Raw genomic sequence first — 18,159 nt, 5'->3', positions numbered from 1 at the left:
GATGCATTCCGTTAAAGCTTCTTGGGCCTCCTCTGGTTTTCTAGCGCTTCCTCTGGTTTTCTAAGGCTTCCTGGGGCTAAGCTCATTCCTGCCAGCGGCGGAAGATTAACGAAGTATTTATGCCGCCAAAGGCAAAGTTATTGCTCATCACCAAGTCGGTATCCAGTGCCCGGCCAGCGGCGCGAATATAATCCAGCTCGGCGCAGTCCTCGGCGACATTCTCCAGGTTGATGGTGGGTGCAAACCAGCCGTCACGCATCATCATAATGCTCCACCAGGCCTCCAGCGCGCCGCAAGCGCCCAGGGTGTGGCCGGTATAGCTCTTCAGCGATGAAATCGGTATCTGCTCGCCAAATACTGCGGCAGTAGCCCGGCTCTCGGCGGCATCGCCGCGGTCGGTGGCCGTACCGTGGGCGTTGACATAGCCTATCTGCTGCGGCGCTATCTTGGCGTCTTTGAGTGCCAGCCGAATCGCCTTTTCCATGGTGTCGGCGTTAGGTTGCGTCACATGCAGGCCGTCTGAATTGGTACCAAAACCCAGCACCTCGGCGTAGATACGCGCGCCCCTGGCCTTGGCATGCTCCAGCTCTTCGAGCACCAGGGTGCAGGCGCCTTCGCCTATCACCAGGCCGTCTCGGTCGCGATCGAAAGGCCTGGGGGTCAACTCAGGAGTGTCGTTGCGGGTACTGGTGGCAAACAGGGTGTCGAAAACGACAGCTTCTGTGGGGCAGAGTTCTTCGCCGCCACCCGCCAGCATCAAATCCTGCTGGCCATACTTGATGGCTTCATAGGCATAACCTATGCCCTGGCTGCCGGACGTACAGGCGCTACTGGTGGTTATCACCCGCCCCTTGAGGCCGAAAAATACCCCGACATTGACCGCCGTGGTATGGGCCATCATGCGGATATAGCTGGTGGCGGTGACGCCGCTCATATCGCCGTGTTTGAGCATGTCGCCAAAGGCGGTGATGGGTTCTGTACTGCCGGTGGATGAACCGTAGGCTATGCCCATAGCACCTGAGGCTATCAGAGGATCATGCAACAGGCCGGCATCCTCCAGCGCCATTTCACTGGCGCGGGTGGCCATCAGCGACACCCGGCCCATGGAGCGGATCTTTTTGCGCGAATAGTGCGCCGGAGTGCTGAAGTCGCTGACCGGCGCCGCCAGACGGGTGTGCAGGCCATCAAACCTGTCCCATTCATCCATACGCACCACGGCATTTTGGCCAGCTTGCAGCCTGGCCTTGACGCTGTCCCAATCCTGGCCCAGGGCAGAAATGCCGCCCATACCGGTAATCACCACCCTGCGGCTCATAGCATGCCTCCGTTGACCGAGATCACCTGGCGGGTGATATAACCGGCTTCGTCAGACATCAGGAAGTTGGCCAGGGCCGCTATCTCTTCAGGCTGGCCCATGCGCCGCAACGGCACCAGTTGCTGTACCAGTTCGGGGCTGAAGGCATCAACCATTTCGGTTTCGATGATCCCGGGAGCGATGCAGTTGACCGTGATCTTGCGTTTGGCCAGCTCCAATGCCAGCGCCTTGGTGGCGCCTATGATACCGGCCTTGGAGGCGCTGTAGTTCACCTGGCCACGGTTACCGGCCAAACCGGAAACCGAAGACAGCGTAATGATGCGGCCGCCCTTGCGTCGTTGGATCATCGGCATCAGCGCCGGATGGATCACATTGTAGAAACCATCGAGATTGGTGTGGATGACGCCATCCCATTCGGCCTCTGTCATCGCCGGGAAAGCCGTGTCGCGGGCAATACCGGCATTGAGAACCAGGCCGTGATAGACACCGTTGGCTTCTATGTCGGCCTCAATGACTTGGCGGCAGGTCTGGCGCTCGGCAACATCGAACTGCAGTAGGCTGACCTTGACGCCCAAGGCTTGGATTTCGGCGGCGCTGGCCTCAGCGGCCGCTCGATTGGCATGAAAGTGCAGGGCGATATCAAAGCCGGATTGCGCCAGGCGCAGGGCGATAGCCTTGCCTATGCCGCGGCTGGAACCTGTGACCAAAACTCTCTGTGTCATGCGGAATCTCCCTGCATCGCCTCCAGACTACCGGCAATATAGGCCTGGGTGTCCTGGGGCTGAAAAACGTTTACATTGGCGCTGGCGATCTCTGTGTCGCCATCAAAGATGCGGCAGTCGAACACTGCCAGTCCCGTGTCTTCCTGATAGAGGCGCTGCACCTGAGTCAGGTACTCGCGTCCGGGCAGGAATCCCGGGGTATGCATGCTCAGCTTACGGCTGCCCAGCAAAAAACCGACCCGGATAATATCACCGCGGGCCTCGGCTTCCACTCCGGCCAGTGCCGCTATGCTCTGGGCCATATATTCTATGCCGACATAATTGGGCACCAGAGCCCGGGCGTCATCGAAATAGGGGCTCTGCTCACTAATCTTCACCTTGGTCAGCAGCCTGTCTTGGCTGTGCTCGACCACGGCGTCTATCAGTATCATGGGCGCCCTGTGGGGCAGAAAATCGGCGATATCACGCTCGGCTAAAGGCTGGGTCATTCCGGGGCTCCACGGCTGAAGATCAGGCTGGCATTGCTGCCGCCAAAGGCGAAGGAGTTACTCATCAGGTGATTCAGTGAGTGGCGACTGCCCTGTTTGACCAGTGGCAGTGCGGGATCTTTGCCATCCTGCTCACCGTCCCACAGATGCGGCGGCAGTTGCCCATCAGGGTTGAGAGGTGAGAGCAGCAGCCAGCAGAATACCGCTTCCAATGCCCCTGCGGCGCCCAGTGCGTGGCCGGTCAAGGGCTTGGTGGAACTGCAAGGCGGCAGTGCTTCGGCAAATACCGAGTGCATGGCGCGGCTTTCCATGGCGTCATTCTTGGGGGTGGCAGTGCCGTGCAGATTGACATAGTCGATATCATCAGGCGTCAGCCCCGCTTGCTTGAGTGCCATCTCCATGGCGGCAATTGCGCCGCTGCCCTCGGGATGGGGCGCCGAGATATGGTGGGCATCGGCCGACTCGCCGACACCGGACAGCAGCACCTGGCCGCTTCCTCTCTCCAGGGTAAACAGCGCCGCGCCTTCACCTATGTTGATGCCGTCGCGGTTGGCGCTGAATGGATTGCAGTGCCCCTTGGAGACAGACTCCAGCGCATCGAAGCCGTTGAGGGTCAATTGGCACAGGCTGTCGACCCCGCCGACTATCACCATGTCGCACAGTCCGGCGTCCAACAGCCGTTTACCGGCGGCAAACACCTTGGCGCTGGAAGAGCAGGCCGTCGACAGTGTGTAACAGGGGCCGCTCAGTTTGAACCAGGCTTGCAGGAAGCGACTGGTACCCCCCAGCTCCTGCTGAAAATAGTGGTAATCCGAGGGGAAATGGCCGTGGCGATTGCGGTACTCCAGTGCTTCTTCGCCTTTGGAGATCCCTGAGGTGCTGGTGCCTATGACAACCGCGATGCGCTCCTTGCCATATTTGGCCTTGGCGGCTTCCACCGCCGGGGTAATTTGCAGCGCGGCGCACAGCAACAGGGCGTTGTTACGACAGTCATAGTCGGCAAACTCGGCGGGAATGGCCGGTAATTCGCTGTTCACTACCCCGACTACGGCTGGCCGTTCAAACAACAGGTTGTCGCGGCTGACCATGCCGCGGCTGTCACCGGCGAGCAAGGCGTTAAGCACCTCATCGGCCCGGTTGCCGAGAGGGGTACAAAAACCCGCATGATTTATGGCTGTAGTTGTCATATCTCTGTTTTGGGATCCGGCCCTGTATCCATTACAGGGGCTTAATGTTCAGTTTTAAATCGGCCTGCGGCATGTTCAAGGCCACTTCCGCATGCCAGATGTCGGGGCTGGAGTAACTTATCCGCATCAGCTCGTGATTGTCATTGCTCAGCAATACCCGGCACAGGACGGCGGCGCAATCTTCCAGTTTCACCCTGGCGCCATCCAGATAGGCGTTCAGCTTTTCCTCCGGCCAATAGATGAGTTGCAGCAAGGCCAGCAGATATTCTGCTTTAAACTCATTGCCGAGCAGTACACTCTGCTCGCTGGTCAGTGTATGTCCATCGTAGATCAAGGTAAACAGTGCTTGGCCAAGAGGTGCCAGCCCCACCACAGTCATCTGTTGCGACTGCAGTTCCAGTTGGCTGATAAGCTCATGGCTCTGCTCCCCTCGTTGCAGCCGCACCTGCTGGCTGAGACTGAGCGTTTGCTCCAAAGTTTGAGCTTGAACCGAGTCACTGCCCAGGGGCTCATCTGGCTGCTTTGAGCCTTTGGCAGCCTTGGTATCAGAGGTTTGTCCCTTGGGCGCGGCTTGGTTCAGCGGCAGCGGCGCCAGACAATAACTGACATCCTTTGCCAGGGCAACGCAGGTTTGGCGATACAATAGCTGGCTGCAGCCACTCAGGCCAACCAGCACAGTGGCAAGCAGCAGCAAGCGGGTGACAGTGGCTGTCATAAGGCTTCCTCGACAGCGTCGCGGCAGAGGTTCACCACCAGATCCAATCTGCGCCGGGATTCACTGACAAAGGGGTTGTTGCTGTCCCAGGCGTAGCCCGCCAGGATAGAGCAGATCATCTGTTTTATTTTCGGGTTGGCGTCTTCAAAGAAGATCACCTTCTGGAATCTGCCGTCATACCAGGCTTCCACATAGGTGCGGAAGGTGTTGACCCCCAGCATCAAGGGCTCGGCATAATCCTGTTGCCAGTCTACCGCTTCCCCCTTGAGCTGGCGTACCAGACAGTCGCAGGCCAGACTGGCCGAGTGCATGGCTATGGTCACCCCGGAGGAGAATACCGGGTCGAGAAACTCACCGGCATTGCCCAGCAGGGCAAACTTGTCGCTGGCCAGGGTGCTGACATTGGCCGAATAGCCCTTCAAGCTGGCGCAGTCGCGGATCACTCTGGCGTCCTTAAGCAGCGCCTCCAACCCTGGTTCTTCATTGACTATGGTGCGCAGTTGCTGCTCCAGGCTGCCTTCGAGTCTTGCCAGCAGATGCGGTTCGGCCACCACCCCCAGCGAACAGGTGCCGTTACTGAAGGGGATCAACCAATACCAGATATCCTTGTTGCGCGGATGCACGCTGATAAGGATCTTGTTGCGGTCAAACTCCGGGTCGCTGATATTGTCCTCAATATGGGTAAAGATGGCCGAGCGGGCCGGCAGGCTGGAGGGGCATTCCAGCTGCAGTAATCTTGGCAGTACCCGGCCAAAGCCGCTGGCATCCAGCAGATATTTGGCTTGCACTGAATAGACTCGTCCATTTTCGTCTGCCACTGTCAGCCGTGGCTCTGCGCTGAGATCCACCGCGGTGACTGTCTGGCCATAACGTATCTCTACCCCTTGGGTACTGGCGGTGTCGGCCAGCAGCTTGTCGAACTGGCCTCGGGGAACCTGAAAGGTGGTGCCGGGGCCCGGGGTAAACTTGTCACTGAAATCAAAGGTGGTGTAGCGGCCGTTGCGCCGAAAGGCGGCGCCGTTTTTAAACTGAAACCCTGCCTCGGCTACGGCTTCTGTCATCCCAGCCTGCTCCAGCACTGTCATGCAGCAGGGCAACAGGCTCTCTCCGATGGAAAAGCGTGGAAATTGGGCCCGCTCCAGCACCAGGGCATCTACTCCTTGTTGTTTCAGCAGACTGGCCGCGACCGAGCCGGATGGCCCGGCACCGATAATTACTACATCGACTTGTTCCACGGCATTGGCAGTGTTCACTTTGCATTCCTTGTAAGAGTTGAGGTTAGGGGAGCGAGTAACAGGGTAAAACCTATGCCTAGCGCCAGGGTTATACCAAAGGCGGCTATGGCATAGGTGTCACTCAAAGCCAGCAGGCCAAAGGCCAACAGGGTGGAGGCGGCAGACATCAGCACCGCCAACATCACGCCTCTGGGATGCTGTTTGGCTTCGGCAAAAAACAGGCTGTAGTCCACGCCTATGCCGAACACCAACACCAGTGCCAGGGCATGAAACAGGGTCAAGCCGCTGCCGAGCCAGCCGAGGGCGCCCAGAGTCAGAATCGCCGCCAGCGTTGGCACCAGCGCCACCCAAAGGCCGCGGCGCAAACCAAAGCGCCAGCTGAAAATCACCGCCGCCAACAGCAGTGCCAGCGCCAGCATCATCAGGGTCAATTGACGGTATTTGGCCATCAGCGCCGAGATATCGGCGACCTTGTCGACCAACTGCACGCCCGGGTTGCTGCTTGCCAGCTGCTTGAGGGCGTCGAGATCATGGATGCCACCGAGCAGCACTATGGCGGCGTGAGCCGATATTCCGTCAGTGGGGGCGAGGTAGAGGTCACTCAGCCCTGAGGATTTAGCCCCTTCACTGGCGAGCCAGTCTGTGGCCGAGAGCGGCTGGAATTTGGCCCATTGCCTCGAGAGCGGCCCGGCCAACTCGGCATTCAGCCCCAGGGTGTCCAAAACTGTATCTGTCTGGCGATAGATAAGCCCCTGCAGCTGATGATCTTGCTGCTGGCGTTTGATGCTCGGCAAATAGCGGGCGATATTGACGCTGTTGCCGAGTTTGCCTTCCGCAATCAAACGCTCGAGCCCGGGCGCCAGCTGTTCGAGACGCTGCAGCATCTCCTCGGCGCTGTCACCCCGAACCAGCAGGAACTGATTGTCCGTGCCGCCACTCAGCAGTTGCCTGAGGGCATTTTCCGGCTCGCTGACCGTTGGTGGGCTGCTCTGCAGCGCCCGGATATCATCGTTGGCCTTGAGATAAATGCCGCCAAACAGCAGCAATAACCCCAGTGGCACCAGGATTAACAGACTGCTGCGCTGACCGAGAGCTTGCCAGAGACTCAGCAAGCGGCCAGCCAGCGCCAGGCGGCTGTCTCCGGCAAGCAAGGGGCTGGCGGCTATGGCCGGATACGCCAGCAGCAGTGTCAGCCAGGTGAAAATCAGCCCGCTGGCACAGAACACGGCCACCTGTTGCATGCCGGGGAAAGGCGCCAGGCCTATGCCCAGGTAGGCGCCGACACTGGTGATCAAGGCCAGGGTCACGGCCGGGAATATCTGGCCAATCACCTGCCTGGGAGAAGCCTTGGGATGTTGCAAGCGCTCGCAGTAGAAGTGAAAGCTGTAGTCGATGGCGATACCGATAAGGCTGGTGCCGAACACTAGGGTCAGCAGATGCAGTTCGCCAAACAGTGTCAGGGTAGTGACCGTCGCCGCCAGGAATCCACTGCCCAGGGTGAGCAGTGCCACCGTCAGCGGCATCAAGGAGCGAAACGCCAGCAGCACCAGCAGGATCACTCCAAGCAGGGAGACTAATCCGATACGGTTGATCTCGCTCTTGGCCGATTCTGTGGCGGCCGCGGCATGAAACAGGGCACCGGCCTTAAGCACTCGAATCTCTTGCGGCAGAGGCGCCAAGGCCTGCTCCAGCGCCTTGAGCTGGGTTGACTGTTGCTGCGGGTTAAAGGCGCTGCCTATGCCCTCGGCCATCACTATGGCTGCATACTGGCCTTGCGGCGTTGGCGCCAATAGTATGCCGTCGGCCTGGGTGAGACTGCGGCCCTCGGCCAGCGACTTGAGCCAGTCGGGGAACAGCAACAGCGGATCTTCGGCAATCAGGTCGCTGCCTGCGGCGCCAAAGGCGCTGTAGAGCTGTTGCTGAGCGTTTTGAATCAAAGGGGTTAATTCACCGCTAGCGAGTTGCTGCCTCTGGCTGTCACTGAGCAGCCCCATGCGGTAGGGGAAATAGAAACGCCCCAGGGCGCTGAAGCTGTCGGCCTCGGCGCTGCGCACTCTCTTAAAGGCGCCTTGTTCCTTTTCCAGCGCACTCAGTAGCTGTTTGCCGGCGTCGATCGCCTGAGGCTTATCCTTGGCAATCAGGCCGATATACAGCTGATTGCCCAGCTTCTGCTCCATGCGTTTCAGCGCCGCTTCGGCGAGCGGATCTTCCTGCACCTTGGGCAGCATGGCGAGAATGTCGCTCTGAATACGGCCGCCCTGTTGCCACTGCCAGACGCCAAGCAGAATGAGCAGCGTCAGCAGCCCCAGCCACAACAGCAGGCCAACCGGCGCCGAGAGCCTGGGACGAGCGGGTTCAGGGCGAGGCGACATCAGGGGGCCACCTCGGGAAAGAAGCGAGCGCGCTCGCTGTCATTGAGTGGGGATTTATCCAGTTCAGAGAAGAATATCTGGCTGATATCGCCGTTTTTGGCCAGCAGGGTCAGAGATTCGAGATCCTGATTGCCTTCGAGCACCATTTGCGGCAGCAGAGCCGCCATTGTCTGCTCCTTGGCCTTGAATCCCAGTTGCCAATGACCCGCTTGGTCATTGAGCAGATAGAGTTCAAACCCCTGGCTCAATGCCTGAATATCACCGGAGAGCAGGGATTGCATCATGCGCGGCAGCATTTCAGCCACGGCCGCCGGGCCGGCATCGGCTTTGGTGACACTGAGTTTGCCCTGGCTGTCCTGCTGGATAAGCTCGCCCTGTTTCAGCAGCAAGAGGTTGCCAAAGGGAGTCTGCTGTTGCCAGAGCATGCCCAGCTCTCGCTGAAACAGAAATTCGCCGCTGCTGCGAAGTGGTTGTTTCAGCACCCTGAGCCAGCGCACCTGCTCAAACTGGCCTCGGCTGCTGTCGCTGAGGGCCATCTTAGTGCTTAACTGTTGCAGGGCCTGCTCTGTGGCCGCCTTGGCAAAGAGTTTGTCAAATGCCTGCACCTCCGGCCTGATTTTTCCCTTGGCTTCGGCGGCCAACACTGCCACCGGCTCTGTCTGAGTGTTATCAGCCGCCACTTTTCCCAATGCCATAGTGGTTGGCGCCACTTCTCCCAATACCATAGTGGCTGGCGCCACTTCCCCTAAAGCCATGTTGCTGCAAGCGGCACCAAACCAAACCAGTCCCAGCAGCCCAAGCAGTGTGGCGGGCTGCCGAGTGAGCCGAAAGCCGCAGGCTGAAGGGTTCATGACTTGGCCTCGGCGGCCGCGATAAAGGGCGCCAGGCGCTCACGGAACACCGGCGGGGTCACCAAGCACAGTTCCTGAGTCTGCATATCCACTGCGGCCTGTATGGTGTAGCCCTTGGTGAGGCGCTCACCGCTGATGGCGTCACAAATCTGGTAGTTGATCTTCAGCCGATTTTCCCACTCAACCAGGGCGGCACTCACCCGGATCTTCTGCTCGAAACGGCTGGGTTTGACGTATTTCAGCTGCAGATCCACTATCGGCCAGGCGTAACCCGACTCCTGCATTCGGCGGTAGCCGTAGTCGAACCTGTCCAGCAGCTTGCAGCGGGCTATTTCAAAATAACGCAGATAGTTGCCGTGCCAGGTAATGCCCATGGAATCGACATCGTGGAAGGGGATCTCCAGCTCTATTTCAGTGCTGAGGATGGCTTTCATCGGCACACCTCCCACTCCCCGGCTTGGATCTTGGCCAGGGTTTGCCGCAACAAGGCTTCCAGCGGCCTGTCTTCAATCAAGAGTTCAAAGTCGGCTTCCAGCTGCGCCAGGGTGGTGGCCACAGACTCGGTCAGCGACTCCCGTTCCAGCTCACCGGCGAGCAGGCGCAGGCGGATCCCCTGACTCATGGCCAGCAGTGCGGCGGCGGCCACCTGCTCGGTCAGTTCCAACACCCGCAGGGCGTCACGGGCGGCAATGGTGCCCATGCTGACCTTGTCCTGGTTGTGGCATTCGGTAGAGCGCGAGAACACGCTGGCGGGCATAGTGTGTTTCAGTGCCTCGGCGGTCCAGGCCGAGCAACCTATCTGCACTGCCTTGAAACCGTGGTTGATGGGGCTGCGTTCGCCCTGGCTGGCCGACAGGTTGGCAGGCAAGCCGTTGTTGAATTTGGGATCCATCACCAGAGCCATCTGCCTGTCCAGCAGATCCGCCAAATTGGCCACCGCATTCTTGAGGCTGTCCATGGCAAAGGCGATATGGCCGCCATAGAAGTGGCCGCCGTGGAGAATATGTTCCCCCTCGCCGTCGACTATCGGGTTGTCGTTGGCACTGTTGAGTTCGGTCTCGATAAACTGGCGCATAAAGGGCAGGGCATCGGCCAAGACCCCGATAATGTGCGGCGCGCAGCGAATCGAATATCTGTCCTGCAGTCGGTCAGAGTTGCGTGGGTGCTCGTGGTGGTTGAGGTCTTCACGGATCCAGGCCGCGACCTGGTTCTGCCCCGGGTGCGGCTTGGCGGCAAACAGTATCTCGTCGAAATGGTTGGAGTTGCCCTTGAGTGTCAGTGAGGCCATGGCGGTAATGCGGGCGCACAGGCGGCCCAGGTACTCGGCCCTGTCATAGGCCAGACAAGCCAGCGCCGTCATCACGGCGGTGCCGTTCATCAGTGCCAGGCCCTCTTTGGGCCTGAGCTTGAGGGCGCTGATCCCAAGTTCAGCATAGACCTCGCTGGTGGCGCGGCGCTGTCCTTGATAGAAGACCTCCCGCTCGCCAACCAGTACGGCGGCCAGATAAGACAGTGGCGTGAGATCGCCGCTGGCACCCACAGAGCCTTCCTCCGGGATCACCGGCACTATGTTGAGGTTCAGCAGCAGGGCTATGCGTTCCAGCAGCTCATAGCTGACACCGGACTTACCCACGGCCAGTGAGTTGAGGCGACAGGCCATCACGGCTCTGGCCTGGGGGATCTCCAGCACCTTGCCCATGCCGCAGCCATGAAAGCGCGACAGATGCAGCGGCAGTTCGTGTACCAGATCCGGGCCGACATTGACGGTACAGGAATCGCCGTAGCCTGTGGTGACCCCATAGACCACGCCTTCTTCATGAAGCAGGCTGTCGATAAAGCGGGCGCCGCGCTGGATATAGTCACGGTACTCTGCACTGGCGTTGAGGGTCACCGGCGCCCCTTTGGCGATGGCGACCACCTGTTCCAATGTCAGTGATGTTTGGCCGAAGCCGACCGTCTTGGCGGCCAGATCTGTTGCGCTCATGAATTGTCCTTGGGGCGGTCAGCAACTTGGTCCTGCCGCCAAAAATCGAAAAAGTTAAACCACTGCAGTGGTGCCTTGCGGGCAAAATGTTCCAGTCGCTGAGCATAGAGGCCTGCTGCCTGTTGCAGCCGTTGCTGCCGCTCGGATCTCGGGCCTTTGAGGCTCTGCTCGAAGGGCTCTAGCCAGACCTTATAGCCCTGCTGCTCCCGCAGGCAAAACATGGTGTAGATGGGGCAGTCCAGCAGACCGGCCAGAATAAAGGGGCCCTGGGGGAAGGGCGCCATCTCGCCGAGGAACGGCACTTTCACCGTGCGACCCGGGCTATGGCTGGAGGTGCGATCGGCGGCTATCACCACCAATTCACCGGCCTCGACCTTGCTTTGCAGCAACATGGAGGTGGCCGGGTTGAGTTCGGTGACCTGAAGTAAGTTGAGTTCACTGTCCGGGTTCAGCTGCTTGAGCACCCGGTTGAAGTTTTCGGCATTGCGGGTCATCACCATCACATTGACCTTCACCTTGCGCTGGTGAATGGAGATGGCGCGGCACAGCTCGATATTGCCAAGGTGAGACACCAGTAACACGGCTCCCTGGCCACTTTGTAACTGCTCGGCCAACTGCTGACGGTCGCTGAACTCCACCTGTTGCAAACGAATGCGATCGCACCAGGCATCGATGCGATCCAGTGCGGCATTGCCGAAGGCGAAGAAGTGGCGCAGGCTGTCGCGCCAACTCACCGGCTGACCGAGACTCGGGTGCTGTGGCTCCAGTGCCTGAACCCGCTTTAAAAACGCTTGTGATGCCTCGCGGGCCTGTCGCCCTGTGATAAAGAAATAACAGATCACCGGGTACATGATCGCCCGCGCCAGCCAGTGGCCGCCGAAACGATAGCTCTCGGCCAGCAGCTTGATACCCCAGTAGCTGCCCCGCTCCTTGATGTTGGACCAATGAGCGCCTTGGGGGTTGTCTTGTGCCGCTTGGGTTGGCCCCAGTTTCTGCCCCTGGAGCTTGCGCCACAGCATGGAGAAAAACAGCCTGGTGTGCAGCTTGCTGATCCGCACATTGTCGGCCAGCCCCTGAAAATGGCTACTGCCGTCTTCCGGGTAGATCACCTTAGTGGGAATATGTTCTATGGCAACACCGCGCCAGTAGAGACGCACCATGACTTCGATATCAAAGTCCATCCGCTCGCCGAGGGCTTCGCTGCTAAGCAGGGCCTCGGTGGCCGCCAGTGGATAGATTCGAAAGCCGCACATGGAATCGCGGATATCCAGGCTCAGGGTCTCGACCCAGACCCAAAAATGGGTCAGGTAACGGCCGTAGAGCCGACCCTTGGGCACGGAATCATCATATTGCGGCAGGCCGGAGATCAGCGCCTTGGGGTTGAGCTGTGCTTTGGCTATCAGCGCCGGAATATCTTCCAGATTATGTTGGCCGTCGGCGTCCACCTGTAGGCCGTGGGAAAAACCCGCGGCCCAAGCGGCGCGCAGGCCTGTCATCACGGCGGCGCCCTTGCCGCGGTTGTAAGGGTGATGCAGCAGGCTGACCCAGTCGCTGTGTTGTTCGGCCAACTGTTGCAACAGATAGCGGGTCTCATCGTCGCTGCCGTCGTTGATCAAAAAGCAGGGCAGCCCCAGTGGTTTGAGGGCTTCCAGCGTCGCAGCGATATGGCCCCTGTGGTTGTAATTGGGGATGATCAGCGCCAGCTTCATTGCCTGGCCTCTGTCTTGAAGGCGATACGACCCGAGCCGAACTTCTGTTCGCCGTTGCTGTAGCTGAAGCTCAGTTTACCCTTGGCGGGGTTATTGCTGATGCTGAGGGTGACTTGCATATTCGGCAACAGCAGTTGTTGAAACTTGAGCACCTCGAGTACCGCGACTTCGGCATCATAGCCGAATGCCTGGCTGCCGAGACGCACGGCCCAGTCCAGTTGAGTCACGCCGGGCAATACCGGCTGGCCGGGAAAGTGGCCGGCAAACATAGGCAGCTCGGCCGGAATGCTCAGGCGCCAACTGGCTTCATTGTCCTGATGCCGGTGTTGAACAATGGGCGGAAGAACAGACTTAATCATGATCAAACAGCTCGAGAATATCGTTTTTGAGCAACTTGCCCTGGGCATTGAGTGGCAGCTGCTGTGGATAGCGCCAGCGCCTTGGCAGAGTCACACGTTCAAATTGGCTCAGCAGATGGGCCTTGAGGGCGTTGTTGATGCTGAGTTTGCCCTCGGCTTCGAGCTGTGCCTTGCCAGCGGCGGAAAGCTCTACCGCCGCGCCCAGTTGCACTCTGGGGTTTTCCAGCAGCACCAGATGCGATTGGGTCACCCAGGGATGGGCGTTGAGCAAGGTTTCCATCTGCACCAGAGACAGGCGCTTTTCCTCTATCTTGACGATACGGTCCAAGCGGCCTTCGAGGCAGAACTGGCCTTCGCCCAGCAGCCGAACCTTGTCTTCACAGCGGTATTGGCCATCGTCTTCGAGATAGGGAGAGCGTAGCAGCAAAGCGCCGTCGCTGTCATTGCTCAGCTCCATGGGGGCAAAGGCCTGCCAGGGCGTGTCGCTGCTCTGTTGGCGCCGATAACCTATGCCGCCGGTTTCCGTGCTGCCGTAGACCTCGATTGGCAGGCTACCGTAGCAGCGCTTGACCCCTTGGGCGGCTTCCAGGCTCAGGGGGCCGCCGGAGCTGAAGATCAGGCTGGGAGTGTGCAGCTGGCGTTCATGCTCCAGCGCATCCGGCAGCCTCGACAGCTGCGCCGGGCTGCTGATCAGGCACAGGTTGGGAAACAGGGCGGTGTAATAACTCAGGGTTTCCGGGTATTCCACCAGATCGCTGAGGAAGGGGCGACTGGCCGCCAGTGGCCAGAGAATCTTAAACAGCAAGCCATAGATATGCTGGTGGCTGACGGTGGCAATCACACTGCACTGTGGCAGGTGAGCGGCGAAGGTCTGCTCCAGCACACTGACTTCGGCATCCAGTTGCTGCAGGCGCTTGCGAACCGCCTTGGGTTGGCCGCTGGAGCCTGAGGTGAACAGCAGTAGTTCGCCGAACTCATCCCCCTCGGCCATCTGCGGCCAGGGCGAGTGGGGCAGTGACAGCTCTTTTTTCAGCTCGAGCCAGAGCTTGCCCTCACACAGGGGGCGGTCTGACACTATGGCATCAAACTCCTGGGTCAGTTCGCTCAGAGTCCCCGGCTGAGTGTTGGCCGGCAGTATGATCTGCTTGCCCGACAACAGGGCGGCACAGAGGCCAACGGCGAACAGATCGCTGCTGTCGCAGGCCAGTAACCAACGCTTTTCCGACCGGGCTTGCAGGCGCTGATGCAGATGATAGACCTGGGTGGCGAACAGTGAACCCGTGACTATGTCATGGTGGTTAAAACTGATCAGTTGTTGCCCTGCTGGGCCTTGGGTAAGCCAGGTTTTCAATAACTCTGTCATAACTGTCCCTTTATGATCGCTTCAGACAAAAGTGGCGATAGAGCCATTCTCCGCCACCGAGCAGCCCCATCAGCAGATAGGCTATCAGGCCGTTGTACAGGGTCCAGGTCTCCAGGCTGGTAAACAGCGCCGTATAAGCCGCCATGCCGCCGTTGAAGACAAACAGACCACACCAGAGTTGTGTGACCCTTACCAGGTAGGGCCTGGCTTCCTCGGGCAGATCCGGCTCGGCCAACCTGGCCAGACGTTCCACCATGCTGGGACCCTTAAGCAGCGAAGAGGTAAACAGCACCAGCATGCAGGCATTGACCAGCATAGGGTAGTACAGCAGCCAGTCCTGACGCTTGGCGAGCAGGCTGCCGAGCGCCAGCAGTAACCCCAGAACGACCGGAGCGGCAAGCGCCTTGAGCTTTTGCTTCCCCAGCAGCAACCTGGCACCGAGCAAGGCCGCTAGCAAGAGTGCCAGGCCATTGCCCGGCAGATAGTTCAGCCCCAGATATACCGCCAGGGGATATCCCAGCAGCAACAGGGCCGTGACTGTCTGAGCCAGGGCACGCATCAGTCTTTAACCAGTCCCTCGATGGCGTTAACCACGTCGTTGACCGTCCGTACCGACTTGAATTCATCGGGCTGGATCTTTTTGCCGGTCAGCTGTTGCAGTTTGATCACCAGATCCACCGCATCTATGCTGTCCAGATCCAGCTCTTCATAGAGGGAAGCCTCTGGGGTTATCGCCTCGGCGTCCACTTCAAACTCATCGACCAGGATCTTGCTCAGCATTTCCAATATCTGTTCACGGCTTTGCATGAGCACCTCCTACGCGCGCTGGGATTCGATAAACGCGGCAAGGCTGGCCACACTGTAAAAGTGGGCCTTGGTTGCCTCTGAGTTGGCTTCGATCTTGACGTCGAACTGCTTCTTGATCGCCAAGCCCAGCTCAAGTGCATCGATGGAATCCAGTCCCAACCCCTCACCGAACAGCGGTGCTTCGGTATCTATATCGTCGATACTGATATCCTCAAGATCGAGGCAATCTATGATTAGCTGTTTAATTTCGTTATGTAAGCTCATAATTTATATCTAATTGTTGTTTGTAATAGGTTTCCAGATCTCTGGTGAGTTGACGTGCCATCCGGGCATCGCCACCGCTTTCGGCATCATACCTCAGATGCGCTATGCTTGCCCCGGTTTCCACTTGCATCTGTATGGTGCGTCTCGGGATTTCGTACCAGGGATCCTGTTTGGTGAGCCCGGGATGAACCACCCTGAGTACCACTGGCAGAATATCGGCTCCGGCGCGCAGGGCGATATTGGCCGAACCGCGGGCAAAGGGGTTGATTACTGTGCCTTTTACCGTGCGGGTGCCCTCGGGAAAGATGATCAGATTGGTGCCTCTGGCCAACACTTCACGGCAGTCCTGTAACAGCAGCTCGGCGCCGCGATTGGGAATATAGCCGGCGGCGGAGACGACCCCGCGCAGAAAGGGGTTGCGCCACAGTCCCTGTTTTACGATGCAGCCGGCATTGGGCATCAGGCTGATTAACACCACCACATCTATGAGGGTGGGGTGATTGGCAATCACCACCATGCCCTTGGCCTGCTGTAATCGTTGCAGATTGACTGTGCTGACCCTGACCACACCGGCCCAGGTCAGCATATGTACAAAACCGCGGAACATGTAGTGCACCGCTTTTTGTACTCTTTGAATGCGCACATCGCGCTCGCCGGGCCAGAATCTCAGCACAGGTAAAATGGTCAAGGAGCTCAGTAAGCCACCGAGGCCGAAGGCGATATAACAGCTGATACCCGCCAGCCAACGGGGAAAATAGCCGATGCCGGTCGCCGGGGCTGTCATAGCGGCTCCCGGGAAGGTTCCAGCTGCCAATACCACTGGGCCAGTTGTCCCTGAATTGCCGTGCCGCTTGCCAGTGCCTGCAGCAGGGCACCGAAGCACAGCGGCTGCCCGGCGCCGGTCTGCTGGCTCAGGGTGACTCGGGCGATACCGGTGACATCGGCCGGAGCCAATAATAGCGATAAGGCCAGTGGCAGCTCCATCTCTTGGGTAAATTCATCATAGACAGGCGGCACAGGATCATCGCCAAACACCAATAGCAGAGGGCTGGGGTCTTCGGCCAATTGAGCCCAGGCTTCCAACATGGCCTGGGACAGGGTATCTGTGCCTGCCGCCACTGAAGTAGAGGCGGCGGTGTTGCCTGTGACTATGCCAAACAGACCGCTGGCGGTGTTGTGAACCGATTGGCTGAAACCCATGGGGGAGAGTGGCTGCCTGACGATAATATCCTGCAGCAATTCTATGGTGCGATTGAGTTCGCCATGGCGCGAGGCAAATACGCTGCGGCATTGGCTGGGAGCTTCGGCCTGGAAAGCGGCTTCCAGCATCATCTTGCTCAGGCGGCTGAAACGGCGCCGCTGCATGGCGGCAACCTGAGGTAACTTGGGGGCGAGGCGATCGCTGTCATCAAGGGCGCAGTTGCTGCTCTGCCACTGTTGCCAATCTTGCTGCTGTTGATACTCCGGAGACCAGGCTCCCCAGGAGAGAATACTGAACGCTAGTTGCACTGCTTTGCCTCTGCCACAGATCTTTATTGCCATCCCTTACGGGGCGTGAGGGAGTGAATCTGTTGGGTCGGAATGCGACCGCCGTACCGATTGCCATTCCCTCTGAAACACCGGTACAAAGGGCTTCATTCTACACCGAAAGTGCGGTTTTTAAGAAGGGGTTTAGGTTACAGCTAAAGATCAGTTACAACTTTTTACTAACAAGCAAATCACCCGGCGGCTGCCGGGTGATTCAGATACTGCTTAATTGTTCAACTGGCTTTGCAGTCGCCGCAGTGCCGTTTTGATTTTGCGAGTGTTGTCGGGCCCCATGCGCACCAACATCTTTTGCGCGTTGGGCAGGGCTTCCAGTTTGGGATCGACAAACTTGTAGTTCACGCTGATGGAGTAGAGTTCGATGGGATCTTCTATCACAGGAGTAGCCAACAGCACCTTGATAGCCTGTTGTAATCTTTGATCAAATTTGAGGTTGGGATAACCCAGCTCATCGAAGGCCTGCTCCAGCAGTGGCGACAATTGACGATAGGTATTGAGTAACTGCTCATCACTCAGGCCGGTGAGGAGATCGCCATACAAGTCGTATCTGTGGTAACTGTCCGGATCCAGGTAGGTCTTGTTGGCAATTTCTGATACGGTGAAGGTGTCGCTCGGGCCTTTGAGTGGGCTGGTTTTACGAGCCAGTTCACCTTGGGCCAGATTATCGACAAACACCACAAACTGACGCACCAGATCATGCTCAACCAGCAGTGGCTCTATTTTCATGCCATCGGCCATGGCTACGGTCTTTTCATGAACATATTCGTCACTTTCAGCCAGTGCTGGCAGAGGTTGTTCCGGCTCGACTTCGGGCTGAACCACCTCAGGTTCTGGCTCAGGTACGGTTTCAGGTTCTGGCACCTGGACTTGGGTTGGCAGCGGTTCGCTGGGAGCGGGTTCAGGGAGTTCAACCTGGGTGGGCTCTGCTGCTTGTTGCGGCTCTTGCTCGCCGCTGAAATAGTAGTAGGCTCCTCCTGCAATCAGCAATACCGATACCAAAAGGATGATAGCAATACCACTGTTGCCAGAGGATTTTTCCTGAGGCACGATTCTATCTTCTTGATTGACTTGCATTGGATTTCCTTTCATTGATATCTGTGAGGCAGCGCCTCTTTCATTCTGCAAATATTGGCCATCTTGTCCAGCGTTCGACCATTCAGCAGGAAGATTTATTTGTGAAATAGTGCCAGTAGAGCAGATCCTGTGGTGGCCGACTTGAACTCCGGCTGAACTCTCGGCAATT

19 protein-coding genes are annotated in these 18,159 nt (G+C 58.4%); all 19 read right to left on the bottom strand.

Translation table 11 applies throughout. The features are described 5' to 3' along the window. Positions 1-82 precede the first annotated feature (82 nt). On the bottom strand, positions 83-1,315 hold the full coding sequence (locus K5621_RS18495; protein ID WP_221049996.1) for a beta-ketoacyl-ACP synthase: 1,233 nt from the start codon (positions 1,313-1,315) through the stop codon (positions 83-85). After that, positions 1,312-2,037 (bottom strand): 3-ketoacyl-ACP reductase FabG2, encoded by a 726-nt coding sequence (locus K5621_RS18490; RefSeq protein WP_221049995.1) that lies wholly within the window; start codon positions 2,035-2,037, stop codon positions 1,312-1,314. Before K5621_RS18490 ends, K5621_RS18495 begins: the two co-directional genes overlap by 4 nt. Beyond that, positions 2,034-2,525: a hotdog family protein gene (locus K5621_RS18485; RefSeq protein ID WP_025010139.1), complete on the bottom strand. Its 492-nt coding sequence runs from the start codon at positions 2,523-2,525 to the stop codon at positions 2,034-2,036. Before K5621_RS18485 ends, K5621_RS18490 begins: the two co-directional genes overlap by 4 nt. Continuing rightward, the gene (locus tag K5621_RS18480) at positions 2,522-3,712 is read right to left on the bottom strand and encodes a beta-ketoacyl-[acyl-carrier-protein] synthase family protein (RefSeq protein WP_221049994.1); all 1,191 of its coding nucleotides are present in this window, start codon (positions 3,710-3,712) and stop codon (positions 2,522-2,524) included. Before K5621_RS18480 ends, K5621_RS18485 begins: the two co-directional genes overlap by 4 nt. Before the next feature lie 31 nt (positions 3,713-3,743). Continuing rightward, positions 3,744-4,427 (bottom strand): DUF3261 domain-containing protein, encoded by a 684-nt coding sequence (locus K5621_RS18475; protein WP_221049993.1) that lies wholly within the window; start codon positions 4,425-4,427, stop codon positions 3,744-3,746. Beyond that, complete coding sequence (locus tag K5621_RS18470; RefSeq protein WP_221049992.1) at positions 4,424-5,680, bottom strand: NAD(P)/FAD-dependent oxidoreductase; 1,257 nt, start codon at positions 5,678-5,680, stop codon at positions 4,424-4,426. Before K5621_RS18470 ends, K5621_RS18475 begins: the two co-directional genes overlap by 4 nt. Next, a complete protein-coding gene (locus K5621_RS18465; protein WP_221049991.1) occupies positions 5,677-8,034 on the bottom strand; it encodes an MMPL family transporter in 2,358 nt (785 codons plus the stop codon). The genes K5621_RS18470 and K5621_RS18465 overlap by 4 nt, the downstream gene beginning before the upstream one ends. Beyond that, positions 8,034-8,885, bottom strand: coding sequence for a LolA family protein (locus K5621_RS18460; RefSeq protein WP_221049990.1), 852 nt, complete (start codon positions 8,883-8,885; stop codon positions 8,034-8,036). The genes K5621_RS18465 and K5621_RS18460 overlap by 1 nt, the downstream gene beginning before the upstream one ends. Beyond that, positions 8,882-9,319, bottom strand: a complete 438-nt coding sequence (locus K5621_RS18455) for an acyl-CoA thioesterase (RefSeq protein ID WP_221049989.1) — start codon at positions 9,317-9,319, stop codon at positions 8,882-8,884. The genes K5621_RS18460 and K5621_RS18455 overlap by 4 nt, the downstream gene beginning before the upstream one ends. Further along, on the bottom strand, positions 9,316-10,869 hold the full coding sequence (locus K5621_RS18450) for an HAL/PAL/TAL family ammonia-lyase (RefSeq protein WP_100143394.1): 1,554 nt from the start codon (positions 10,867-10,869) through the stop codon (positions 9,316-9,318). The genes K5621_RS18455 and K5621_RS18450 overlap by 4 nt, the downstream gene beginning before the upstream one ends. Beyond that, entirely contained in the window at positions 10,866-12,578 is a 1,713-nt protein-coding gene (locus tag K5621_RS18445; RefSeq protein WP_221049988.1) for a glycosyltransferase family 2 protein, read from the bottom strand. Before K5621_RS18445 ends, K5621_RS18450 begins: the two co-directional genes overlap by 4 nt. Then, complete coding sequence (locus K5621_RS18440; protein ID WP_221049987.1) at positions 12,575-12,937, bottom strand: ApeI family dehydratase; 363 nt, start codon at positions 12,935-12,937, stop codon at positions 12,575-12,577. Before K5621_RS18440 ends, K5621_RS18445 begins: the two co-directional genes overlap by 4 nt. After that, positions 12,930-14,300, bottom strand: a complete 1,371-nt coding sequence (locus K5621_RS18435) for an AMP-binding protein (RefSeq protein ID WP_221049986.1) — start codon at positions 14,298-14,300, stop codon at positions 12,930-12,932. Before K5621_RS18435 ends, K5621_RS18440 begins: the two co-directional genes overlap by 8 nt. A gap of 10 nt (positions 14,301-14,310) precedes the next feature. Beyond that, positions 14,311-14,859, bottom strand: coding sequence for a COG4648 family protein (locus K5621_RS18430; RefSeq protein ID WP_221049985.1), 549 nt, complete (start codon positions 14,857-14,859; stop codon positions 14,311-14,313). Continuing rightward, positions 14,859-15,107, bottom strand: coding sequence for an acyl carrier protein (locus K5621_RS18425; RefSeq protein ID WP_025010131.1), 249 nt, complete (start codon positions 15,105-15,107; stop codon positions 14,859-14,861). The genes K5621_RS18430 and K5621_RS18425 overlap by 1 nt, the downstream gene beginning before the upstream one ends. 9 nt (positions 15,108-15,116) lie before the next feature. Then, the gene (locus K5621_RS18420) at positions 15,117-15,371 is read right to left on the bottom strand and encodes a phosphopantetheine-binding protein (RefSeq protein ID WP_025010130.1); all 255 of its coding nucleotides are present in this window, start codon (positions 15,369-15,371) and stop codon (positions 15,117-15,119) included. After that, on the bottom strand, positions 15,358-16,155 hold the full coding sequence (locus K5621_RS18415; RefSeq protein ID WP_221049984.1) for a lysophospholipid acyltransferase family protein: 798 nt from the start codon (positions 16,153-16,155) through the stop codon (positions 15,358-15,360). The genes K5621_RS18420 and K5621_RS18415 overlap by 14 nt, the downstream gene beginning before the upstream one ends. After that, positions 16,152-16,880 (bottom strand): beta-ketoacyl synthase chain length factor, encoded by a 729-nt coding sequence (locus K5621_RS18410; RefSeq protein WP_221049983.1) that lies wholly within the window; start codon positions 16,878-16,880, stop codon positions 16,152-16,154. Before K5621_RS18410 ends, K5621_RS18415 begins: the two co-directional genes overlap by 4 nt. Positions 16,881-17,123: 243 nt before the next feature. Beyond that, a complete protein-coding gene (locus tag K5621_RS18405) occupies positions 17,124-17,990 on the bottom strand; it encodes a DUF3014 domain-containing protein (RefSeq protein ID WP_221049982.1) in 867 nt (288 codons plus the stop codon). Positions 17,991-18,159: the final 169 nt, after the last annotated feature.

Origin of the sequence: Shewanella carassii (assembly GCF_019670705.1) — a bacterium.
GTDB lineage: Bacteria > Pseudomonadota > Gammaproteobacteria > Enterobacterales > Shewanellaceae > Shewanella > Shewanella carassii.
The sequence above is the reverse complement of the archived record's forward strand: the minus strand, read 5'-3'. Positions and strand labels throughout refer to the sequence as shown.